This is a genomic window from Amycolatopsis sp. WAC 01375 (genome assembly GCF_003947325.1).
Classification (GTDB): domain Bacteria; phylum Actinomycetota; class Actinomycetes; order Mycobacteriales; family Pseudonocardiaceae; genus Amycolatopsis.
The window spans coordinates 53,893-67,360 of the sequence record NZ_QHHW01000028.1 but is presented as its reverse complement, the minus strand read 5'-3'; the positions used below and the strand labels follow the sequence as shown (position 1 = coordinate 67,360).

Here is a 13,468-nt window from a genome sequence, read left to right as displayed (position 1 = left end):
AGCACGCTGAATCTTGGGGGAGAAATGTCTGTTGTCCGGATCGGGCCGTCCGTCGGCGCGACGGCGACCATGGGGATCGCCGCGGGGGCCGGCGCCTGGCTGCCACTGTCACTCGCCGCATTCGTTCTGTTGCTTTTCGCCACCCGGTCGATTCTCATCCGAATCGCGCCGGAACCGGAAAGGGGGCAGTAGCGAAATGGAAACCAGTCTGTCCGTCGTCGCCACCGTCATGGTCGGCGTGCTGATCTGGTGGCCGCTGCAGAACCTCGTACTGGCGGTGTTCGCCTGGCGGTCCCCGCAACGACCACGCAGTGTGCGCCGGACACCGGAGCCGGTGCCGTTCTGGATCGTCATCCCGGCGCTGAACGAAGAACGCGTCATCGCGAACACGGTGCGCAACGCGCTGGCCACCGGAACCCGGTACACGCCGGTCCGTGTCGTCGTCGTGGACGATGCCTCCGACGACGCGACGCCGCACATCCTCGCCGGCATCAGGGATCCTCGGCTGCACGTCCTGCGCCGTGAGCTGCCCATGGCCCGCCAGGGCAAGGGCGAGGGCCTGAACACCGCGTACCGCTACATCCTCGACATCGCCGGCCGGGAAGGCACGATCGAGCAGACGATCGTCGGGATCGTGGACGGCGACGGCCGCTGCAGCGAAGGGATGCTCGACGAGATCGCCGAACTGATGGCGGAGAAGTCGGTCGGTGCCGTGCAGTGCCGGGTGCGCATCCACAACCGGCACAAAACGCTGGCGCTGCTCCAGGATCTGGAATTCGGCGCCATCGCGGACTCCGCGCAGTCCCTGCGCGACCTGGTCGGCAGCGTCGGTTTGGGCGGCAACGGCCAGTTCACCCGGCTGTCCGTCCTCGCGCGGTTCCACCCTGGCCCGTGGTCGGCCTGCCTTGTCGAGGACCTGGAACTCGGTCTGCGCCTGCACCTGGACGGGATCCGCGTGCGCTACACGAAATCCGCGTGGGTCACCCAGCAGGGACTGACCGACGTGAAACGCTTGCTGCGCCAGCGAACCCGGTGGGCTCAAGGCAACCTGCAGTGCTTCCGGCACCTTCGCAGGCTGACCACGTCGAGGTTCGTCAGCGGCGTCGGCCTCACCGACTTCCTGATCTACCTGCTCTCGCCCTGGCTGACCGTGCCCATGTCGCTGCTGCTGGTCGGACTGGTCGCGGCGTCCGCCGTGGCGCTGGCGACCGGAAGCACGCTGGGCGGGCTGGTGGCCACAGTGGACACTCTGCCGACGTCCGTCGCGATGCTCGTCGGGCTGGCCATGGCACCGAGTCTGCTCTGGGGATTGGTCTACTGGGCCCGGCTCCGCGACGAGAACATCCTGCGCTGCCTGTTCGCCGGGCTGCTCTACCCGTGGTTCCTGGCGCTGGGCATCATCGCGACGTGGCGTGCGCTGTTCCGGCTGCTGTCCGGGCGCAACGGCTGGGCCAAGACCGAACGGCTGTCCGAAGACGGCCAGCCCGCACCGCCGATGCCGATGCCGGTCCCGATGCCCGCATCCGCGCCGCTCCCGCTACCGCGCCCGGCCGCCCCACCGGTGACGATCGATCCCAGTGTCACCCAGCCGATCCCCGCGGCGGTCCTCGCCGCGGCCGAGCGGACCCGGCCGGTCCCGCACCCGCTGGCCGAAACCGAACCGACGCAACGACTGGAGCGGGTGTGATGGCAGGCCAGCACCGGCGCCGCGCGAAACGGAACAAGCTCGTTCTCGTCCTGGCGGCCGCCGGGCTGGCCCTCGCCGCCGCTTCCACCATCGACCGCGATGACTCCGGGAAGGAGGCGTCCACCGGCTGGTACGTGACTGTGTACTACACCGCCGTCGAGTCGCACCACGACGAAGACCCGGTGCCGGTCACCGGCTGCCTGGTGATCGACTGCGAACGCGGCGACGACCCTCTCGGCAGCTACCCGGAAGACTTCGTGAAGGCCGTCGAGGACGAAGGCACCGGCCGGATCGTCAGCGGCCGTCACGCCGGCCGCTACCTGAACTGGTCCCACGACATCGGTTTCTGGCTGGACAACGCACCCCGCGACAGCCACGGCCGCCCGCTGGAACCGTTCGTCTCCGCCGCCGCTGATCCGGCCGTCCTCGGCGACGGCCGCCAACTGCGGATCACCGGCTGCGGCACCGCGGAGGACGGCACGGCGATCGACGCGGGAGTCTGCGAAAGGCTGCGTTCCGCCTCCTGGCGGATCATGGACGAGTTCACTCCCGGACTCGGCGGAGACCGGCACATCGACGTCTACCTCGGCGAGGAGACCGGGCCGGACTTCACTTCCGACCCGCTGTACTCGTCGCTGCACAACGCCACGCTGGAGCTCGGCAAGACCACTCCGTGACGACGCCCGTCAGGAGAGGCGCCCGGCCTCCGCCATCGCGCGTCGCCGAACCTCCCGCACGACACAGGAATCCGTGAACGCCGACGACACGGCGCTCAGCCAGGCGCTTTCGTCCCGCATGCTGGGGTGCGCTTCATCCTGCCCGGACGGCGGATGCGGCCAGCTTCGACCGGCCTCGCGCATCACCAGCGCCGCCGCGAGTTCGGCGGCGGCGCGCGTGGGTTCGTCGACCGGGGCACGCAGCCAGTCCCCGAGATGCGGCGGAACGTGGGCCCGCAACGCCAATAGACCGTCACGGATCTCGATCACCCTGCGGTACAGCTTGAATTCGAGGTCGTGGCGTACGGGCAGGGCGATCTGCGGGTGCGCGGCGACGAGTTCCTTCCACAGCGGGGTCACCGCCCGGATCCGTTGCCACGAGCGCACCAGCCGGAGCGCGCCGTCCCAGGTGGTGAACAGCCCGCCGAGGACCCACAGCACCATCGCGAGAAGTCCGGCAATGCGGGCGCGTGGCATGAAATCGAGGTCCGCGAGGTCGGTGATCTCCAGCCACAGCGAGGGAAGCCCGGAGAACAGCGCCCACGCGATGGTCGCGACGGCGGCGCAGACGAGGATCCGCAGACCGGTCCGGAAAGTCCCTTGTGGACGGTCCGCGGCGCTGCGGACCAGCGTCCGGGTGAACATCACCAGGCAGGTGACCCCGTACGTCGTGAGGACCACCTGGTAGGCGACGACGCTCAGACGCCATTGGAACGCGGGCGTGCCCAACTCGTGCCGGTGCGGGAGGATGTCCAGACAACACAGGATCATCACCGCCCAGCACAGCACGATGGGCCAGAACGGCGTCGGCTTCTCCGGGGTCCGGGTGCCGCGGACCAACTGGACCAGCGCGCGCATCGCGAGCAGTTGCAGCGCGTTGGTGACCAGTCGCGGGAGCAGGACGTCGCCGAGCAACCGGACCGTGGCGTCGGCGGAGACGGCGAGGCCTGCCGCCATGCTGAGGAAGAACGTGGCCAGATGCTTCGGCCCGGCGCGGACCGTCATCAGCCGGGCGAAGCCGAGCAACGCCAGCAGCCCGGCGGACAGATAGCTGATCACGAACCGAGGGCGTGACGCAGCCGATCGGATCCCGGCCCGGTGCCCACGGCGCGGCGCATGAGCAACGACGCGACGAGTTCGGCCTCCTTCTCCTGCTCGTGCGCGTACGTCGTGCGGCCGAGGACCCGGCGGACCAGGTCCACCGAAAGCGAGGGCGCGACCATCGCGGCGATCGTCTCCGGCCGCACCTCGCCTTCGACGTGCCCGCACAGCAGATGACCGAGTTCGTGCAGCAGGATGTGCCGCTGGTGCAACGGAGACGTGTCCCGCGTGTAGAAGACGTAGTCGGCCCGATCGGTGGCCGCGAGCACCCCGCACGGCGCCCCCGGCCGCGCCTCGAGCGGCACCAGTTCGATGGGCCGCCCCCGCATCGCCGCGACCTCGGCGAACAACGTGGTGACCTCGAACGGATCCGGTAGTCGCACGGCGGACGCGATGCGCTCACATCTGCGCCAAAGCGCACTCTTCCTGCCCAGCATGGCTACTCCCCCTGGTCACGCTTGGACTCGCGCCGCTTGATCGCCTCGACGATGTCGGTCACGGTTCCGAGCCCCTCCTCGGACAGCGTCACCGCACGCAACGCCAGATTGCGCACCGCGCTGTTGCGCAACGCTCCCAGCAACTCGACCTCTTCGGCAAGCGCCCTCCCCTGTTCGTCGTCGAAGAAGTACGCGGGCGGAACCTGGAAGAACGCCGCGAGCGCCTCCAGATGCCGTTTGGTCGGGTTGTCCCGGCGGCCCGTCCGCAGTTGCCAGAGGTAGGCGGCGGAAAACGACTCGCCGGTGTTCTCCCGGCAGGCTCGCGCCACCTCCTCGTGGCTGTACTGCTCGCCGTTGGGCCGCCGGACCACCTGGAAGAGGCGGTCGATCCGGTCGGTGAGCGTGGTCGCCCGTGGCTCGGTCATCGTCACCTCCGTAAGCTGAAATGAATGAACCTGGGTCGAGCATTCATCGTAGTTGACAACCTCGAAGGTTCTCGCTTACGGTTTCCACGTTAGCTGAGATGAATGACTGAGGGGAGTCGGTCGATTCTGGCTGACGAACCGGAGGGGGAGTTCCCATGAAGAAGTTGCTGACCGCGGCGGCCCTGGCGGTGGCCGCGGTGACCCTGTCGGCACCGCCGGCGCTGGCCGTGGAGACCGGAGAGTTCCACGCCAGCGGCATCGGCCCCGGCCCGGGGGCCGCCATCACGTCGGCGGAGAAGGTCGCCCGCACCTTCGCCCGCAACACGGGCTGGCTGGACTCGCAGTGCTACGTCCGCGCTTCCGACGTCCGGTCACACACGAGCTACTACAGCGCGACCGTCTGGCTCTACTGCCAGCGCTGACACCAGGAGGGGAAACCATGAACAAAACGATCGCCCGCGCCACGGGGGCCGCGGTCCTCGCGGGACTGATGACACTCGCGCCGACGGTGGCGAGTGCCGCGACGACCGCGCAGGAGACCCGCGCGTTCCTCGGGACGACCGTCGAAAAGACCTCGGCGTCGGCGAAGCGGACGGCGTTGCAGCAGGCCTACGACCAAGCCGCCTTTTACGGGTACACGCCCGACCAGTGCGTGACCATCCACCTGTACTCGGTGAAGATCAGCTTCGTGATGTACCGGGGTGAAGCCGGGATCCACTGCACGAAGTAGGCGGTCCGTGAAGGCCCCCTTGAGGGACCCTGGGTCCCCGAAGGGGGCCTTCACGGAATTCCAAGCTAGTTTGACCGGATGAGTCTTCTCGACGACGTGGCCGAACGCGACGGCTGGCGATGCTGGGTCTGCGACGAACCGGTCGATCCGGAGATGTCGGTGAACGACCCGCGGGGTCCCAGTGTCGACAGCCGGACCGCCGACCGGAAGGCCAAGCTCACCGAGCGGCTCGCGCACCGCGGCTGCAACACCCGCAAGGGCGCGGTCAAGGTGGTCATCGCCTGGCCGGATCGCCTGCACGTGGTCGAACCCGCGCCGCTGATCACCGTCGCCGGACGGCTGGAACGCAAGGGCGGCCGTGAACTGGTGGCCCGCAGCCCGACCGAACAGGACGCCCGGGAGGCGGCGGATTGGCTGGTCGACCGGTTTTCCCGGCTGCTACCGGGAGTGCCGGTGACCGCGGGTGTCGAGCCCGGCGGCGGCCAGTTCCTCGTCATCCTGAAGCGCGGCTAGGCCGTCTAACGGCCTAGAGGTCCGCCTTCAGCAGGGTCCCGGAAAGTCGCATATCCACTGGTCGGTGTCGGTTCGGTCGCGGAGATTCGCTCGCGGCCGTGAGGCGACCGTGTCGCGAAAGCCACTTTCGGGACATCAGGCGTCGCGAAAGTGGCTTTCGCAACGCATCTCGACCCTGAGTTCAGCGACAGCACCGGCGTAGCGAAGGCCCCTCTCCGCCACCATCCTGCCCCCGACGTTGCGAAAGCCACTTTCGCAACGTTGAAGGTTACGAAAGTGGCTTTCGCAACCCGCCACTTTTGACGTACCCCTAAAGTGTCCTCTATGGACAGTCGGGGTACGTGCCCGGCCACGGTAAGGAGCCCCGTCCCCTCAACCTCACTTGACCAGCAGTTATGCGACGTTGCCGTCATCCTGAAGCGCGGCTAGAGGTCCGCCTTCAGTTTCGCGTTGGCGTCCTTGACCAGCACCATCACATCCTGGTGGAGATCCCACGCCGCCTCGTCGTACCCGGCGAGGCGCAGGTCCGGCGTCTCCAGCGCGCGCTGCACCGCCCAGCCGGGCGAGCTGAGCGAAATGCCGTACCCGTCGTTGCCCGCGTAGTCGTTGTAGCCGAAACCGCAGGCCTTGTACGCGGCGAGCATGCGGTCGGTGGCACGCGCGTCCAGCCCGTAGTCCTTACCCGCCTCGGCCCGCATCGCCATCCGGCGGCCATGCGTGGTGACCACCGCGACCCCGCCGGGAGCCAGCGCGCGTGAGAAGTAACGCAGCAGCGGGCCCCAGTTCGGGGCATCGAGATGGGTCAGCACCGAACCGCACCACAGCAGATCCACATCGGTGACCTGCTCGATGTCGTCCACATCCGGCGCACCGAGCACCGCCCGCGCACCGAACGCCTCGGCGCAACCGGCCAGCGCCGCCGGGTCCATGTCGCACGCGATCAGCTCGGCCGCCGGGAAAGCGGCACGCAAGGACCGCATCACCCGGCCGTAACCGCACCCGAAATCCAAGAGCCGCTTGGGTTCCGGCCGTCCGGTGATCTGAAGGGCGGCGAGCACCGCACGCAACGCGTCCCTGGACACGCTCAGATAGTGCTCGATGTTGTTGCTCGCGAACATGCTGTCGCCGTCGGCGATCGTCGTGCTCACGCCCGTCATGATCCGCGCGACGGTCTCGTCCAGCGTTTCGCTCATCCGGCAACCGTATCGACCGTCCGGCGATCCCTGCCGGTCCGGTTCCCGATGTCGCATCGGAGACGCTCAGTGTCTCCAATGCGACATCGGGAACACGGCCGGCAATCGAACCGTCGCTCAAACCGGGTTCACTGGGCGTCGAGAGCCCGCCGGAACGCCCTCAGATCGCCGACGAACAGGTCGGGCTCTTCCAAGGCGGCGAAGTTCCCGCCGCGGTCGTACTCCGCCCAGTGCACCACGTTGGGGAAGTCGCGATCCACGAACTTCCGGATGGACATGAACGGCGCCTTCGGGAACACCGCGACGCCGAGCGGCGCCGAAATCGGCGGGTACGTACCGGTGGTCGCGGCGATGGGCAGCTGGTCGACGATTTCGTAGTACAGCTGCGCGGAAGAACCGCCGGTGCCGGTCAGCCAGTAGAACATCACGTTGGTCAGGATGCGGTCGAGACTCGCGGCGTCCTCCGGCTTGGTCTCCGCGTCCGCCCAGTCCTTGAACTTCTCGATGATCCAGGCCAGCTGGCCGACCGGGGAATCGACCAGCGGGTACGCGATCGTGTTCGGCCGGGTCGCCTGGAGCTTCATGGAACCGGAGAGGACGTCCACGAAACGGGCGGTCCGATCCAGCCGAGCCTGCTCGGACGCGCTCAGGCCGACGAGATCGTCCGGGTTCCCACTGGGTTTCGTGACCAGGGTGTTCAGGTGGAGACCCGCCACGTGGTCCGGATCCTTCAACGCCACGAAAAGGGAGACCCCGGACCCGAAGTCCCCGCCTTGCGGCACATAGTGATCGTAGCCGAGGCGCTCCATCAGCACCGCCCACGCCGAAGCGATCCGTTCGATCGTCCAGCCGGGTTCCGAGGGAGGGCCGGAGAAACCGAATCCCGGCATGGCGGGAATCACCAGATCGAACGCGTCGCGCGAATCGCCGCCGTGCGCACGCGGATTCGTCAGCGGACCCACCACGTCGAGGAACTCGACCACCGACCCTGGCCATCCGTGCGTTATCAGCAGCGGAAGCGCGTCGGGTTCGGGCGAACGAACGTGGATGAAGTGGATGTTCGCGCCGTCGATCTCGGTGACGTACTGCGGCAACGTGTTCAGTTCCGCCTCGGCCGAACGCCAGTCGTAGGAGTTCCGCCAGTAGTCGACGACCTCCTTGAGATAGGCGGTCGGCACGCCGCGATCCCAGCCGACGTCGGGAAGATCTCGCGGCCAGCGCGTCTGGTCGAGGCGACGATCGAGATCGTCCAGCTGCGATTGCGGTATTTCGATGCGAAAGGGTTTCAATGGACTTCCTCGCGTGTAGTGCCGACGTGGTGACCAGTCGGGACGGACGGCCTCAGAGATACGTCGTGTTCGGCTCTAGCCCGCACAGATGCCTGCCGAGCAGTTCGATGTTCGTGTTCGGGCTCGTCAAGGCGTGCAACGCGATCGTTTCGATATCCCGATGTATCCGCTGGATCGGCACATCGTTGTAGATCGAGCTACCGCCGCTCGCGGTCGAGACGATCCGGATGGACTCCTGTGCCAATTGTGCCACCCGCCCCATTTCGACCCGGGAGCGAATTCGTTCGGCTTGCGTCCACGGCTCGTTGCGCGCCGCCTTCGCGTCCACCAGGTCGGCGAACGTCTGCGCCCGAAGCCGCGCTTCCTCGGCGAGCAGAGTGGCCTCGCCGACCTGGAGATGCGTGAGCGGCGCGGTCAGCTGCGATTCGTAATCCGTGTACGTGATCTTCCGCCCGGGAAGCCGGTCCAGGAAATGCTCGATGGCGGCCTCTGCCGCGCCGACACATTGACCAGCCGTGGCGATGGTGGAGGTGACCAGCATGGGCACCTGATAGATCGCCTGGGTGGAGTTCGTCTCCGATTTGCATTGCTCGTCGAAGAATTCCATCACCGGGCGAACTCGCGCTCGGGGGACGAACACGTCGTGCGCGCGAACGCTCACACTGCCCGAACCGCGCAGGCCGTGAGTGTGCCAGTCGTCGATGACCTCGAAGCTCGACGCCGGCAGGATCGCCATGATCGGACCTTCACCGGCGCCCGCTTCATCGGGTTCGGCGACCACCAGTTTCCAGTGACTGTGGAGTACCCCGCTGTTGAACCTCCATTCGCCACTGATGACATAGCCGCCGTTCGTCCGCGACGCTTTCCCGCTCGCCGCCAACGTTCCGCAGACCCGCGAGTTCGGAGTCGCGAACACCTCGTCCTGCACCTCGTCCGGATACAACCCGGCGATCCAGTTGATGAGCGACCAGACCGAAACGCAGAAAGCGGCGGAACTGTCACCGCGAGCGATTTCCGCGTGGACGTCGATGAGCGTTCTCGCGTCGCTCTGATACCCACCGTATCGCGTGGGAACGCGCATTTTGAGCAGGCCGGAACGTTCGATCCCCTCGATCACGTCCGCGGGGAGCCGCCGGTTCTCGTCGATCCATTGAGCACGTCCCCTGATGAGAGGGACCAGCTCGGATGCGCGCGCGACCAACTCCTCTCGTGAAGGGGATTGGATATCCAGCACCATCTTGACCTCCGGCGATTCGTTCGCTTGGAGCGCGGTATGACTGGATCCTGTCCGCCGCGAACCCGGGCTGCATCTCCGAGTGTGCCGTCCGGCGCCGCCACAAGATCATCTCGGCCTGCCGCACTACGATCCGTGATCACGGGAAGAATCTCCGCGCCGGGCGATGAGTTTTCCGGCGCCGGCGAGTCTGTATTGACGAGACGAAGGGAGACATCGTGCGGAAAGTGATCGTGCAACAGTTCGTGTCCTTGGACGGCGTGGTCCAGGGGCCGGGAACGCCGGACGAAGACCGCGAAGGCGGTTTCGAAGGTGGCGGCTGGACCGCGAAACACGCGGGCAGCCTGCTCAGCGACACCTTTTTCACGTGGACGGCCGACGAGGACGCGCTGTTGCTCGGCCGGAAGACCTACGACATCTTCTACGCGTACTGGCCGACGACCGGCGATCACCCGATCAACAAACGCCTCGAGGCGATGGACAAATACGTCGCGTCACGCAGTGTCAAGTCCGCTGACTGGGTGAACACCACCATGATCGATGGCGACGTGGCCTCCGCCGTGAAAGAGCTCAAGGACGGAACGGGCGGACCGATCTGGGTGTCGGGCTCCGGCAACCTGACCCATACGCTCATGCGGAACGGCCTGGTCGACGAGTACCGGCTGCTCTTCTTCCCGGTGGTCGTGGGATCCGGGAAGCGTCTCTTCGTGGACGGCGCGATCCCCGCCGACTTCGATCTGGCCTCGTCACGCACGGTCGGCGACGTCATCGTCGCCACCTACGAACGCCGCGACTGACGCCGCCCGTCCGGCGATCGCGACCGGTCACCGCCTGATTCCCGGCACAGCGATCAGTTTGGGCACTCCCGCCTGGTCTGTACTTCTGTCGCCTGCACGCGACTACCGACCATCACGAGCATCGAACAGGAGTGTCTGGCAATGACGAGAACTACAGCTTCGATGGGCGCAAAGGGGATGCGGCCTTGAATACCTCAACCGTCACCCCGTCCCGTCTCCGGCCGGGATGGGCGCTCGTCGCAGTGGGCATCGGCGTCTTCCTGACGTCACTCGACGTCGTCGTGGTCGCGACCGCGTTGCCGAGTTTGCAGGCCGAACTGGGCGCCAGTCTCTCCGAGCTGGAATGGACCATCAACGGCTACAACCTGGTCTTCGCCTGCCTCGTCCTCACCGGGGCCGCGCTCGGGGATCGCTTCGGGCGCAGGCGGATGTACGTACTCGGGCTCGGCTTGTTCGCGCTCGCGTCCGTGCTGGCCGCGATGTCGACCTCCATCGACACCCTGATCCTGGCGCGGTTCGCGCAGGGTGCGGCCGCCGCGGTGGCGATGCCGCTGAGCATGAGCCTCCTGGCGGACAACTTCCCGCCGGAGAAGCGCGGCGCCGCCATGGGCATCTGGGGAGCCATCGCCGGTGTCGGCATCGCCGGCGGCCCGGTCGTCGGCGGCTTCATCACCGAGGGGCTGTCCTGGGAATGGATCTTCTGGCTGAACGTTCCCTTCGCGATCATCGCGATGGCTCTCGCCTACGGCGTCCTTCGTGAATCGTACGGCGGGCGACCGAAGCTCGATTTGGGTGGTCTGGCACTGGCAGGTGTCGGCCTCTTCGCGCTGACTTGGGCCGGTGTGCAGGCGCCCACCGTGGGCTGGGGCAGCTGGGAGGTCATCGGCGCGCTGATCCTCGGCGCCGTGCTCATGGCCGCGTTCGTCAAATGGGAGACCCGGACCAGTCACCCGATGATCCCGTTGGCGTACTTCCGGAATCGTGGTTTCGCCACCGCGAACGTAGTCGGTTTCTGTCAGCAGATCTCGGTGATCGGCACGCTGTTCATCCTCGCGCAGCTCATGCAGACCGGACTCGGCCTCGACCCGCTCCAGACAGGTCTGCGTCTCCTCGTGTGGACCGGTATGCCGTTCCTCGTCGCACCCATCGCGGGCAGCCTGGCCGACAAGTTCGGCACCCGGCCGTTCATGGTCGCCGGCATGCTGCTCCAGACCGCCGGGCTGGCGTGGATGGGAGCCGTCACGGCGCCCGGCATCGGCTACGGGCAACTGATCGGCCCGCTCATCGTGTCCGGCGTCGGTATCTCCATGTGCTTCCCGACGATGACGACGCTCGCGTTGAGTTCGGTTCCCCCTGGCGACACGGGGACCGCGGCCGGGGCCAACAACGCCGTCAAGGAACTGGGCAGCGTCTTCGGTGTCGCCATCCTCGGCGCCGTCTTCGCGATGTACGGCAGTTACGCCAGCCCGGCTTCGGCGATCGACGGCTTCCAAGCGGCACTCTACGTCGGTGCGATCGGCTCGGTCTTCGGTGCCATCGTCGCGGCGTTCTCCCCCGGGAAGAGGGCCGCCGGTCTGTCCGCGCCCGCCGGCGACACCGGAACCCCAGATCCGGCTCCCGCCGAAGGCGCGACAGGACGGTAGGTACCCCTCGAAGCCAGGGCCGTGCCGGGAGACCGGCACGGCCCTGGTTTCTGTCGTGAGCGGGGTGGGTCGTGAGTGTTTTGGGCCGTTTTGGCGAGCCTCCTCTTAGGTACCTACTGCGTGACCTGCGGCGCTTCTTGCGTGATGCCTGGTTTGAAGTACATGAAGGTCCCCTTCCTGTACTTAGGCGCAAGGATGGGGTCCTTCACGCACTGTCGCTGTGGCGCCGAGGCTCACGGGGGCGTTCCTGCCCGGCCCCGGTGTGTCGTGAAGGGCCCCTTTGAGACCTTCAACGTCTCAAAGGGGCCCTTCACGACATCCCCACGGACCGGTGACCACTCACGTGGTACCTAAGACACCTTGGCTCCAACGACCCAAAACACTCACGACCCCCTCGCGCCTGGCCAGGGCCGAAGGCTCCCTGAGTTGCTCAGGTTCCGGCTTTGATCAAGTCGGTCGAGAGGGCCGGAACCGGAGCAGGTAGGAAAAGCCGGTCCGTGCCCAACGCTCAAGGGCCGAGTTCCGCCGTCGGCGGGAACCGGGAAACGAAGTCGCAGACCGAGATATGGGTCGGGGTGAGTGAGATGATCGCCCAGTCGTTGTCCCGTTCGACGTGCCCGTCGGCCCAGTCTTTCAGTTTCCTGTCGTCGCCGATCATCCGGCGGGCCATCTCCAGATGTATTTGCGGGATCCCCGAACAGATCTCGATCGAAGTGGTCCCGCGTCCGGTCACGGCGATCGGCGCGTAGTCGACGACCGGCAGGCCGAGCGACGACGAGATCTTCACCCGCGCCTCGGCCGCGGTCGGGCCGGGACCGACGTCGAGGGAGAACGCGGCCTCCGGGCGCGCCGCGATGGACTTCACTTTGTACGCCGAGGCCGGCGACGCGAAGATGAAGGCCGCGCCGTCCCAGAGATAGACGACCGGGATGACGCGGGGGCTGCCGTCCAGGCCCGTGTATCCGAGCCGTAGCGCGATGGGCATCTCCAGCAGCGTCCGCACGACCGGATCGGTCTCCACGAGTCGCACGATGTCGGAGTATTTCATCTAGTACTTCCTCACGGAGTCACGACGCCGGAACGAGGCGCCGATCTCGTCGTTCGGTCTCACCCTGGCATTCGCCCGAGGAACGCGACGAACTTGTCCGTCTCACTCGCCGAAGGCCCCACTTTGACCGGGGGCGCGAAGAAGGGCGACCGATGCGACTCTGGAATGACAGAGTGGCTCAATTCGAGCAGGTCACGAGCCAACTGTTTCGGAACGTCGAGATTGTGGCCGCAGGCATGCGAAATGTCCCACGCGTGCGCGGCGACCTCGATCGCCCCCACGCTCGCGGCGACGCCACCGTCCAGCGGACGGTCGCCGATGGACAGTGACGGCGAGGATTCCCGCATGCTCACGACGCTCAGCAGACGGCTGGCCAGCACCTGTGCCGTGATCGTCGGTCCCGGCTTCGGCATCGGCGCCGAAGCCATCGCCCCCTGCCCTACTTTGAAGAGTTCGACTCCCCCGGTCACGATCCCCTCGTGCAGGTCCGCCATCGACTCGTTGACGTGCCAGAGAAGTTCGCGCAGGGTCCATTCGCTGCACGGCGTGGCCCGCTCGAGATCGACCTCCGCGATATCGGTGAAGACCACGAGCGCATAGACGATCGAGCCCTCCAGCAGCCTCGACCCGTCCGCGAACCCCACTCCAGGCACGG

The 13,468-nt window shown here is 66.9% G+C and carries 15 protein-coding genes; 7 read left to right on the top strand and 8 right to left on the bottom strand.

Features of this window, described 5'->3' with window-relative positions; translation table 11 throughout:
• The first annotated feature begins 196 nt into the window (after nucleotides 1–196).
• Nucleotides 197–1,687: a glycosyltransferase family 2 protein gene (locus DL991_RS18485; RefSeq protein ID WP_125785580.1), complete on the top strand. Its 1,491-nt coding sequence runs from the start codon at nucleotides 197–199 to the stop codon at nucleotides 1,685–1,687.
• Nucleotides 1,687–2,364: a hypothetical protein gene (locus tag DL991_RS18480; protein ID WP_125785579.1), complete on the top strand. Its 678-nt coding sequence runs from the start codon at nucleotides 1,687–1,689 to the stop codon at nucleotides 2,362–2,364. The genes DL991_RS18485 and DL991_RS18480 overlap by 1 nt, the downstream gene beginning before the upstream one ends.
• A 9-nt stretch (nucleotides 2,365–2,373) precedes the next feature.
• On the opposite strand, the gene DL991_RS18475 is transcribed toward DL991_RS18480, so the two are convergent.
• From DL991_RS18475 to DL991_RS18465, 3 genes are read right to left on the bottom strand one after another with little or no spacing between them, the layout of a single operon-like run.
• Nucleotides 2,374–3,462, bottom strand: a complete 1,089-nt coding sequence (locus DL991_RS18475) for an MAB_1171c family putative transporter (RefSeq protein WP_125785578.1) — start codon at nucleotides 3,460–3,462, stop codon at nucleotides 2,374–2,376.
• On the bottom strand, nucleotides 3,459–3,941 hold the full coding sequence (locus DL991_RS18470) for an ImmA/IrrE family metallo-endopeptidase (RefSeq protein WP_125785577.1): 483 nt from the start codon (nucleotides 3,939–3,941) through the stop codon (nucleotides 3,459–3,461). The genes DL991_RS18475 and DL991_RS18470 overlap by 4 nt, the downstream gene beginning before the upstream one ends.
• 2 nt (nucleotides 3,942–3,943) lie before the next feature.
• Complete coding sequence (locus DL991_RS18465) at nucleotides 3,944–4,366, bottom strand: helix-turn-helix domain-containing protein (protein WP_125785576.1); 423 nt, start codon at nucleotides 4,364–4,366, stop codon at nucleotides 3,944–3,946.
• A 155-nt stretch (nucleotides 4,367–4,521) separates the two neighbouring features.
• Between DL991_RS18465 and DL991_RS18460 the strand changes: the two genes are divergently transcribed.
• From DL991_RS18460 to DL991_RS18450, 3 genes are all read left to right on the top strand, one after another.
• Nucleotides 4,522–4,788, top strand: coding sequence for a hypothetical protein (locus DL991_RS18460; protein WP_125785575.1), 267 nt, complete (start codon nucleotides 4,522–4,524; stop codon nucleotides 4,786–4,788).
• 17 nt (nucleotides 4,789–4,805) lie between these two features.
• The gene (locus DL991_RS18455; protein ID WP_125785574.1) at nucleotides 4,806–5,096 is read left to right on the top strand and encodes a hypothetical protein; all 291 of its coding nucleotides are present in this window, start codon (nucleotides 4,806–4,808) and stop codon (nucleotides 5,094–5,096) included.
• Between the two features lie 78 nt (nucleotides 5,097–5,174).
• Complete coding sequence (locus tag DL991_RS18450; RefSeq protein WP_125785573.1) at nucleotides 5,175–5,609, top strand: hypothetical protein; 435 nt, start codon at nucleotides 5,175–5,177, stop codon at nucleotides 5,607–5,609.
• A 425-nt stretch (nucleotides 5,610–6,034) separates the two neighbouring features.
• Here the strand turns inward: DL991_RS18450 and DL991_RS18445 are convergent, their stop codons facing one another.
• The 3 genes from DL991_RS18445 to DL991_RS18435 all read right to left on the bottom strand — a co-directional run bounded on the left by DL991_RS18445 (nucleotide 6,035) and on the right by DL991_RS18435 (nucleotide 9,328).
• Nucleotides 6,035–6,802 carry a trans-aconitate 2-methyltransferase gene (locus tag DL991_RS18445; protein ID WP_125785572.1) on the bottom strand — a complete coding sequence of 256 codons (768 nt, stop codon included), beginning with the start codon at nucleotides 6,800–6,802 and terminating at the stop codon, nucleotides 6,035–6,037.
• A gap of 128 nt (nucleotides 6,803–6,930) precedes the next feature.
• Entirely contained in the window at nucleotides 6,931–8,091 is a 1,161-nt protein-coding gene (locus DL991_RS18440) for an epoxide hydrolase family protein (protein ID WP_125785571.1), read from the bottom strand.
• Between the two features lie 52 nt (nucleotides 8,092–8,143).
• Nucleotides 8,144–9,328 (bottom strand): acyl-CoA dehydrogenase family protein, encoded by a 1,185-nt coding sequence (locus tag DL991_RS18435; protein ID WP_199746619.1) that lies wholly within the window; start codon nucleotides 9,326–9,328, stop codon nucleotides 8,144–8,146.
• A 215-nt stretch (nucleotides 9,329–9,543) separates the two neighbouring features.
• Here DL991_RS18435 and DL991_RS18430 point away from each other — a divergent pair, with 215 nt between their 5' ends.
• Nucleotides 9,544–10,122, top strand: coding sequence for a dihydrofolate reductase family protein (locus tag DL991_RS18430; RefSeq protein ID WP_125785570.1), 579 nt, complete (start codon nucleotides 9,544–9,546; stop codon nucleotides 10,120–10,122).
• Between the two features lie 185 nt (nucleotides 10,123–10,307).
• Nucleotides 10,308–11,765, top strand: coding sequence for an MFS transporter (locus DL991_RS18425; protein WP_125785569.1), 1,458 nt, complete (start codon nucleotides 10,308–10,310; stop codon nucleotides 11,763–11,765).
• A 508-nt stretch (nucleotides 11,766–12,273) separates the two neighbouring features.
• Here DL991_RS18425 and DL991_RS18420 read toward each other — a convergent pair.
• Together DL991_RS18420 and DL991_RS18415 are read right to left on the bottom strand one after the other, a co-directional pair.
• Nucleotides 12,274–12,813 (bottom strand): pyridoxamine 5'-phosphate oxidase family protein, encoded by a 540-nt coding sequence (locus tag DL991_RS18420; protein ID WP_125785568.1) that lies wholly within the window; start codon nucleotides 12,811–12,813, stop codon nucleotides 12,274–12,276.
• A 59-nt stretch (nucleotides 12,814–12,872) separates the two neighbouring features.
• Complete coding sequence (locus tag DL991_RS18415; RefSeq protein WP_158632656.1) at nucleotides 12,873–13,466, bottom strand: TIGR03086 family metal-binding protein; 594 nt, start codon at nucleotides 13,464–13,466, stop codon at nucleotides 12,873–12,875.
• Nucleotides 13,467–13,468 lie beyond the last annotated feature (2 nt).

What these genes read in the sequence shown, in the direction of transcription:
- DL991_RS18485 (WP_125785580.1), top strand. Translation starts at nt 197, where the DNA reads ATGGAAACCAGTCTGTCCGTCGTCGCCACCGTCATGGTCGGCGTGCTG.
- DL991_RS18480 (WP_125785579.1), top strand. Translation starts at nt 1,687, where the DNA reads ATGGCAGGCCAGCACCGGCGCCGCGCGAAACGGAACAAGCTCGTTCTC.
- DL991_RS18470 (WP_125785577.1), bottom strand. Translation starts at nt 3,941, where the DNA reads ATGCTGGGCAGGAAGAGTGCGCTTTGGCGCAGATGTGAGCGCATCGCG.
- DL991_RS18465 (WP_125785576.1), bottom strand. Translation starts at nt 4,366, where the DNA reads ATGACCGAGCCACGGGCGACCACGCTCACCGACCGGATCGACCGCCTC.
- DL991_RS18460 (WP_125785575.1), top strand. Translation starts at nt 4,522, where the DNA reads ATGAAGAAGTTGCTGACCGCGGCGGCCCTGGCGGTGGCCGCGGTGACC.
- DL991_RS18455 (WP_125785574.1), top strand. Translation starts at nt 4,806, where the DNA reads ATGAACAAAACGATCGCCCGCGCCACGGGGGCCGCGGTCCTCGCGGGA.
- DL991_RS18450 (WP_125785573.1), top strand. Translation starts at nt 5,175, where the DNA reads ATGAGTCTTCTCGACGACGTGGCCGAACGCGACGGCTGGCGATGCTGG.
- DL991_RS18445 (WP_125785572.1), bottom strand. Translation starts at nt 6,802, where the DNA reads ATGAGCGAAACGCTGGACGAGACCGTCGCGCGGATCATGACGGGCGTG.
- DL991_RS18435 (WP_199746619.1), bottom strand. Translation starts at nt 9,328, where the DNA reads ATGGTGCTGGATATCCAATCCCCTTCACGAGAGGAGTTGGTCGCGCGC.
- DL991_RS18420 (WP_125785568.1), bottom strand. Translation starts at nt 12,813, where the DNA reads ATGAAATACTCCGACATCGTGCGACTCGTGGAGACCGATCCGGTCGTG.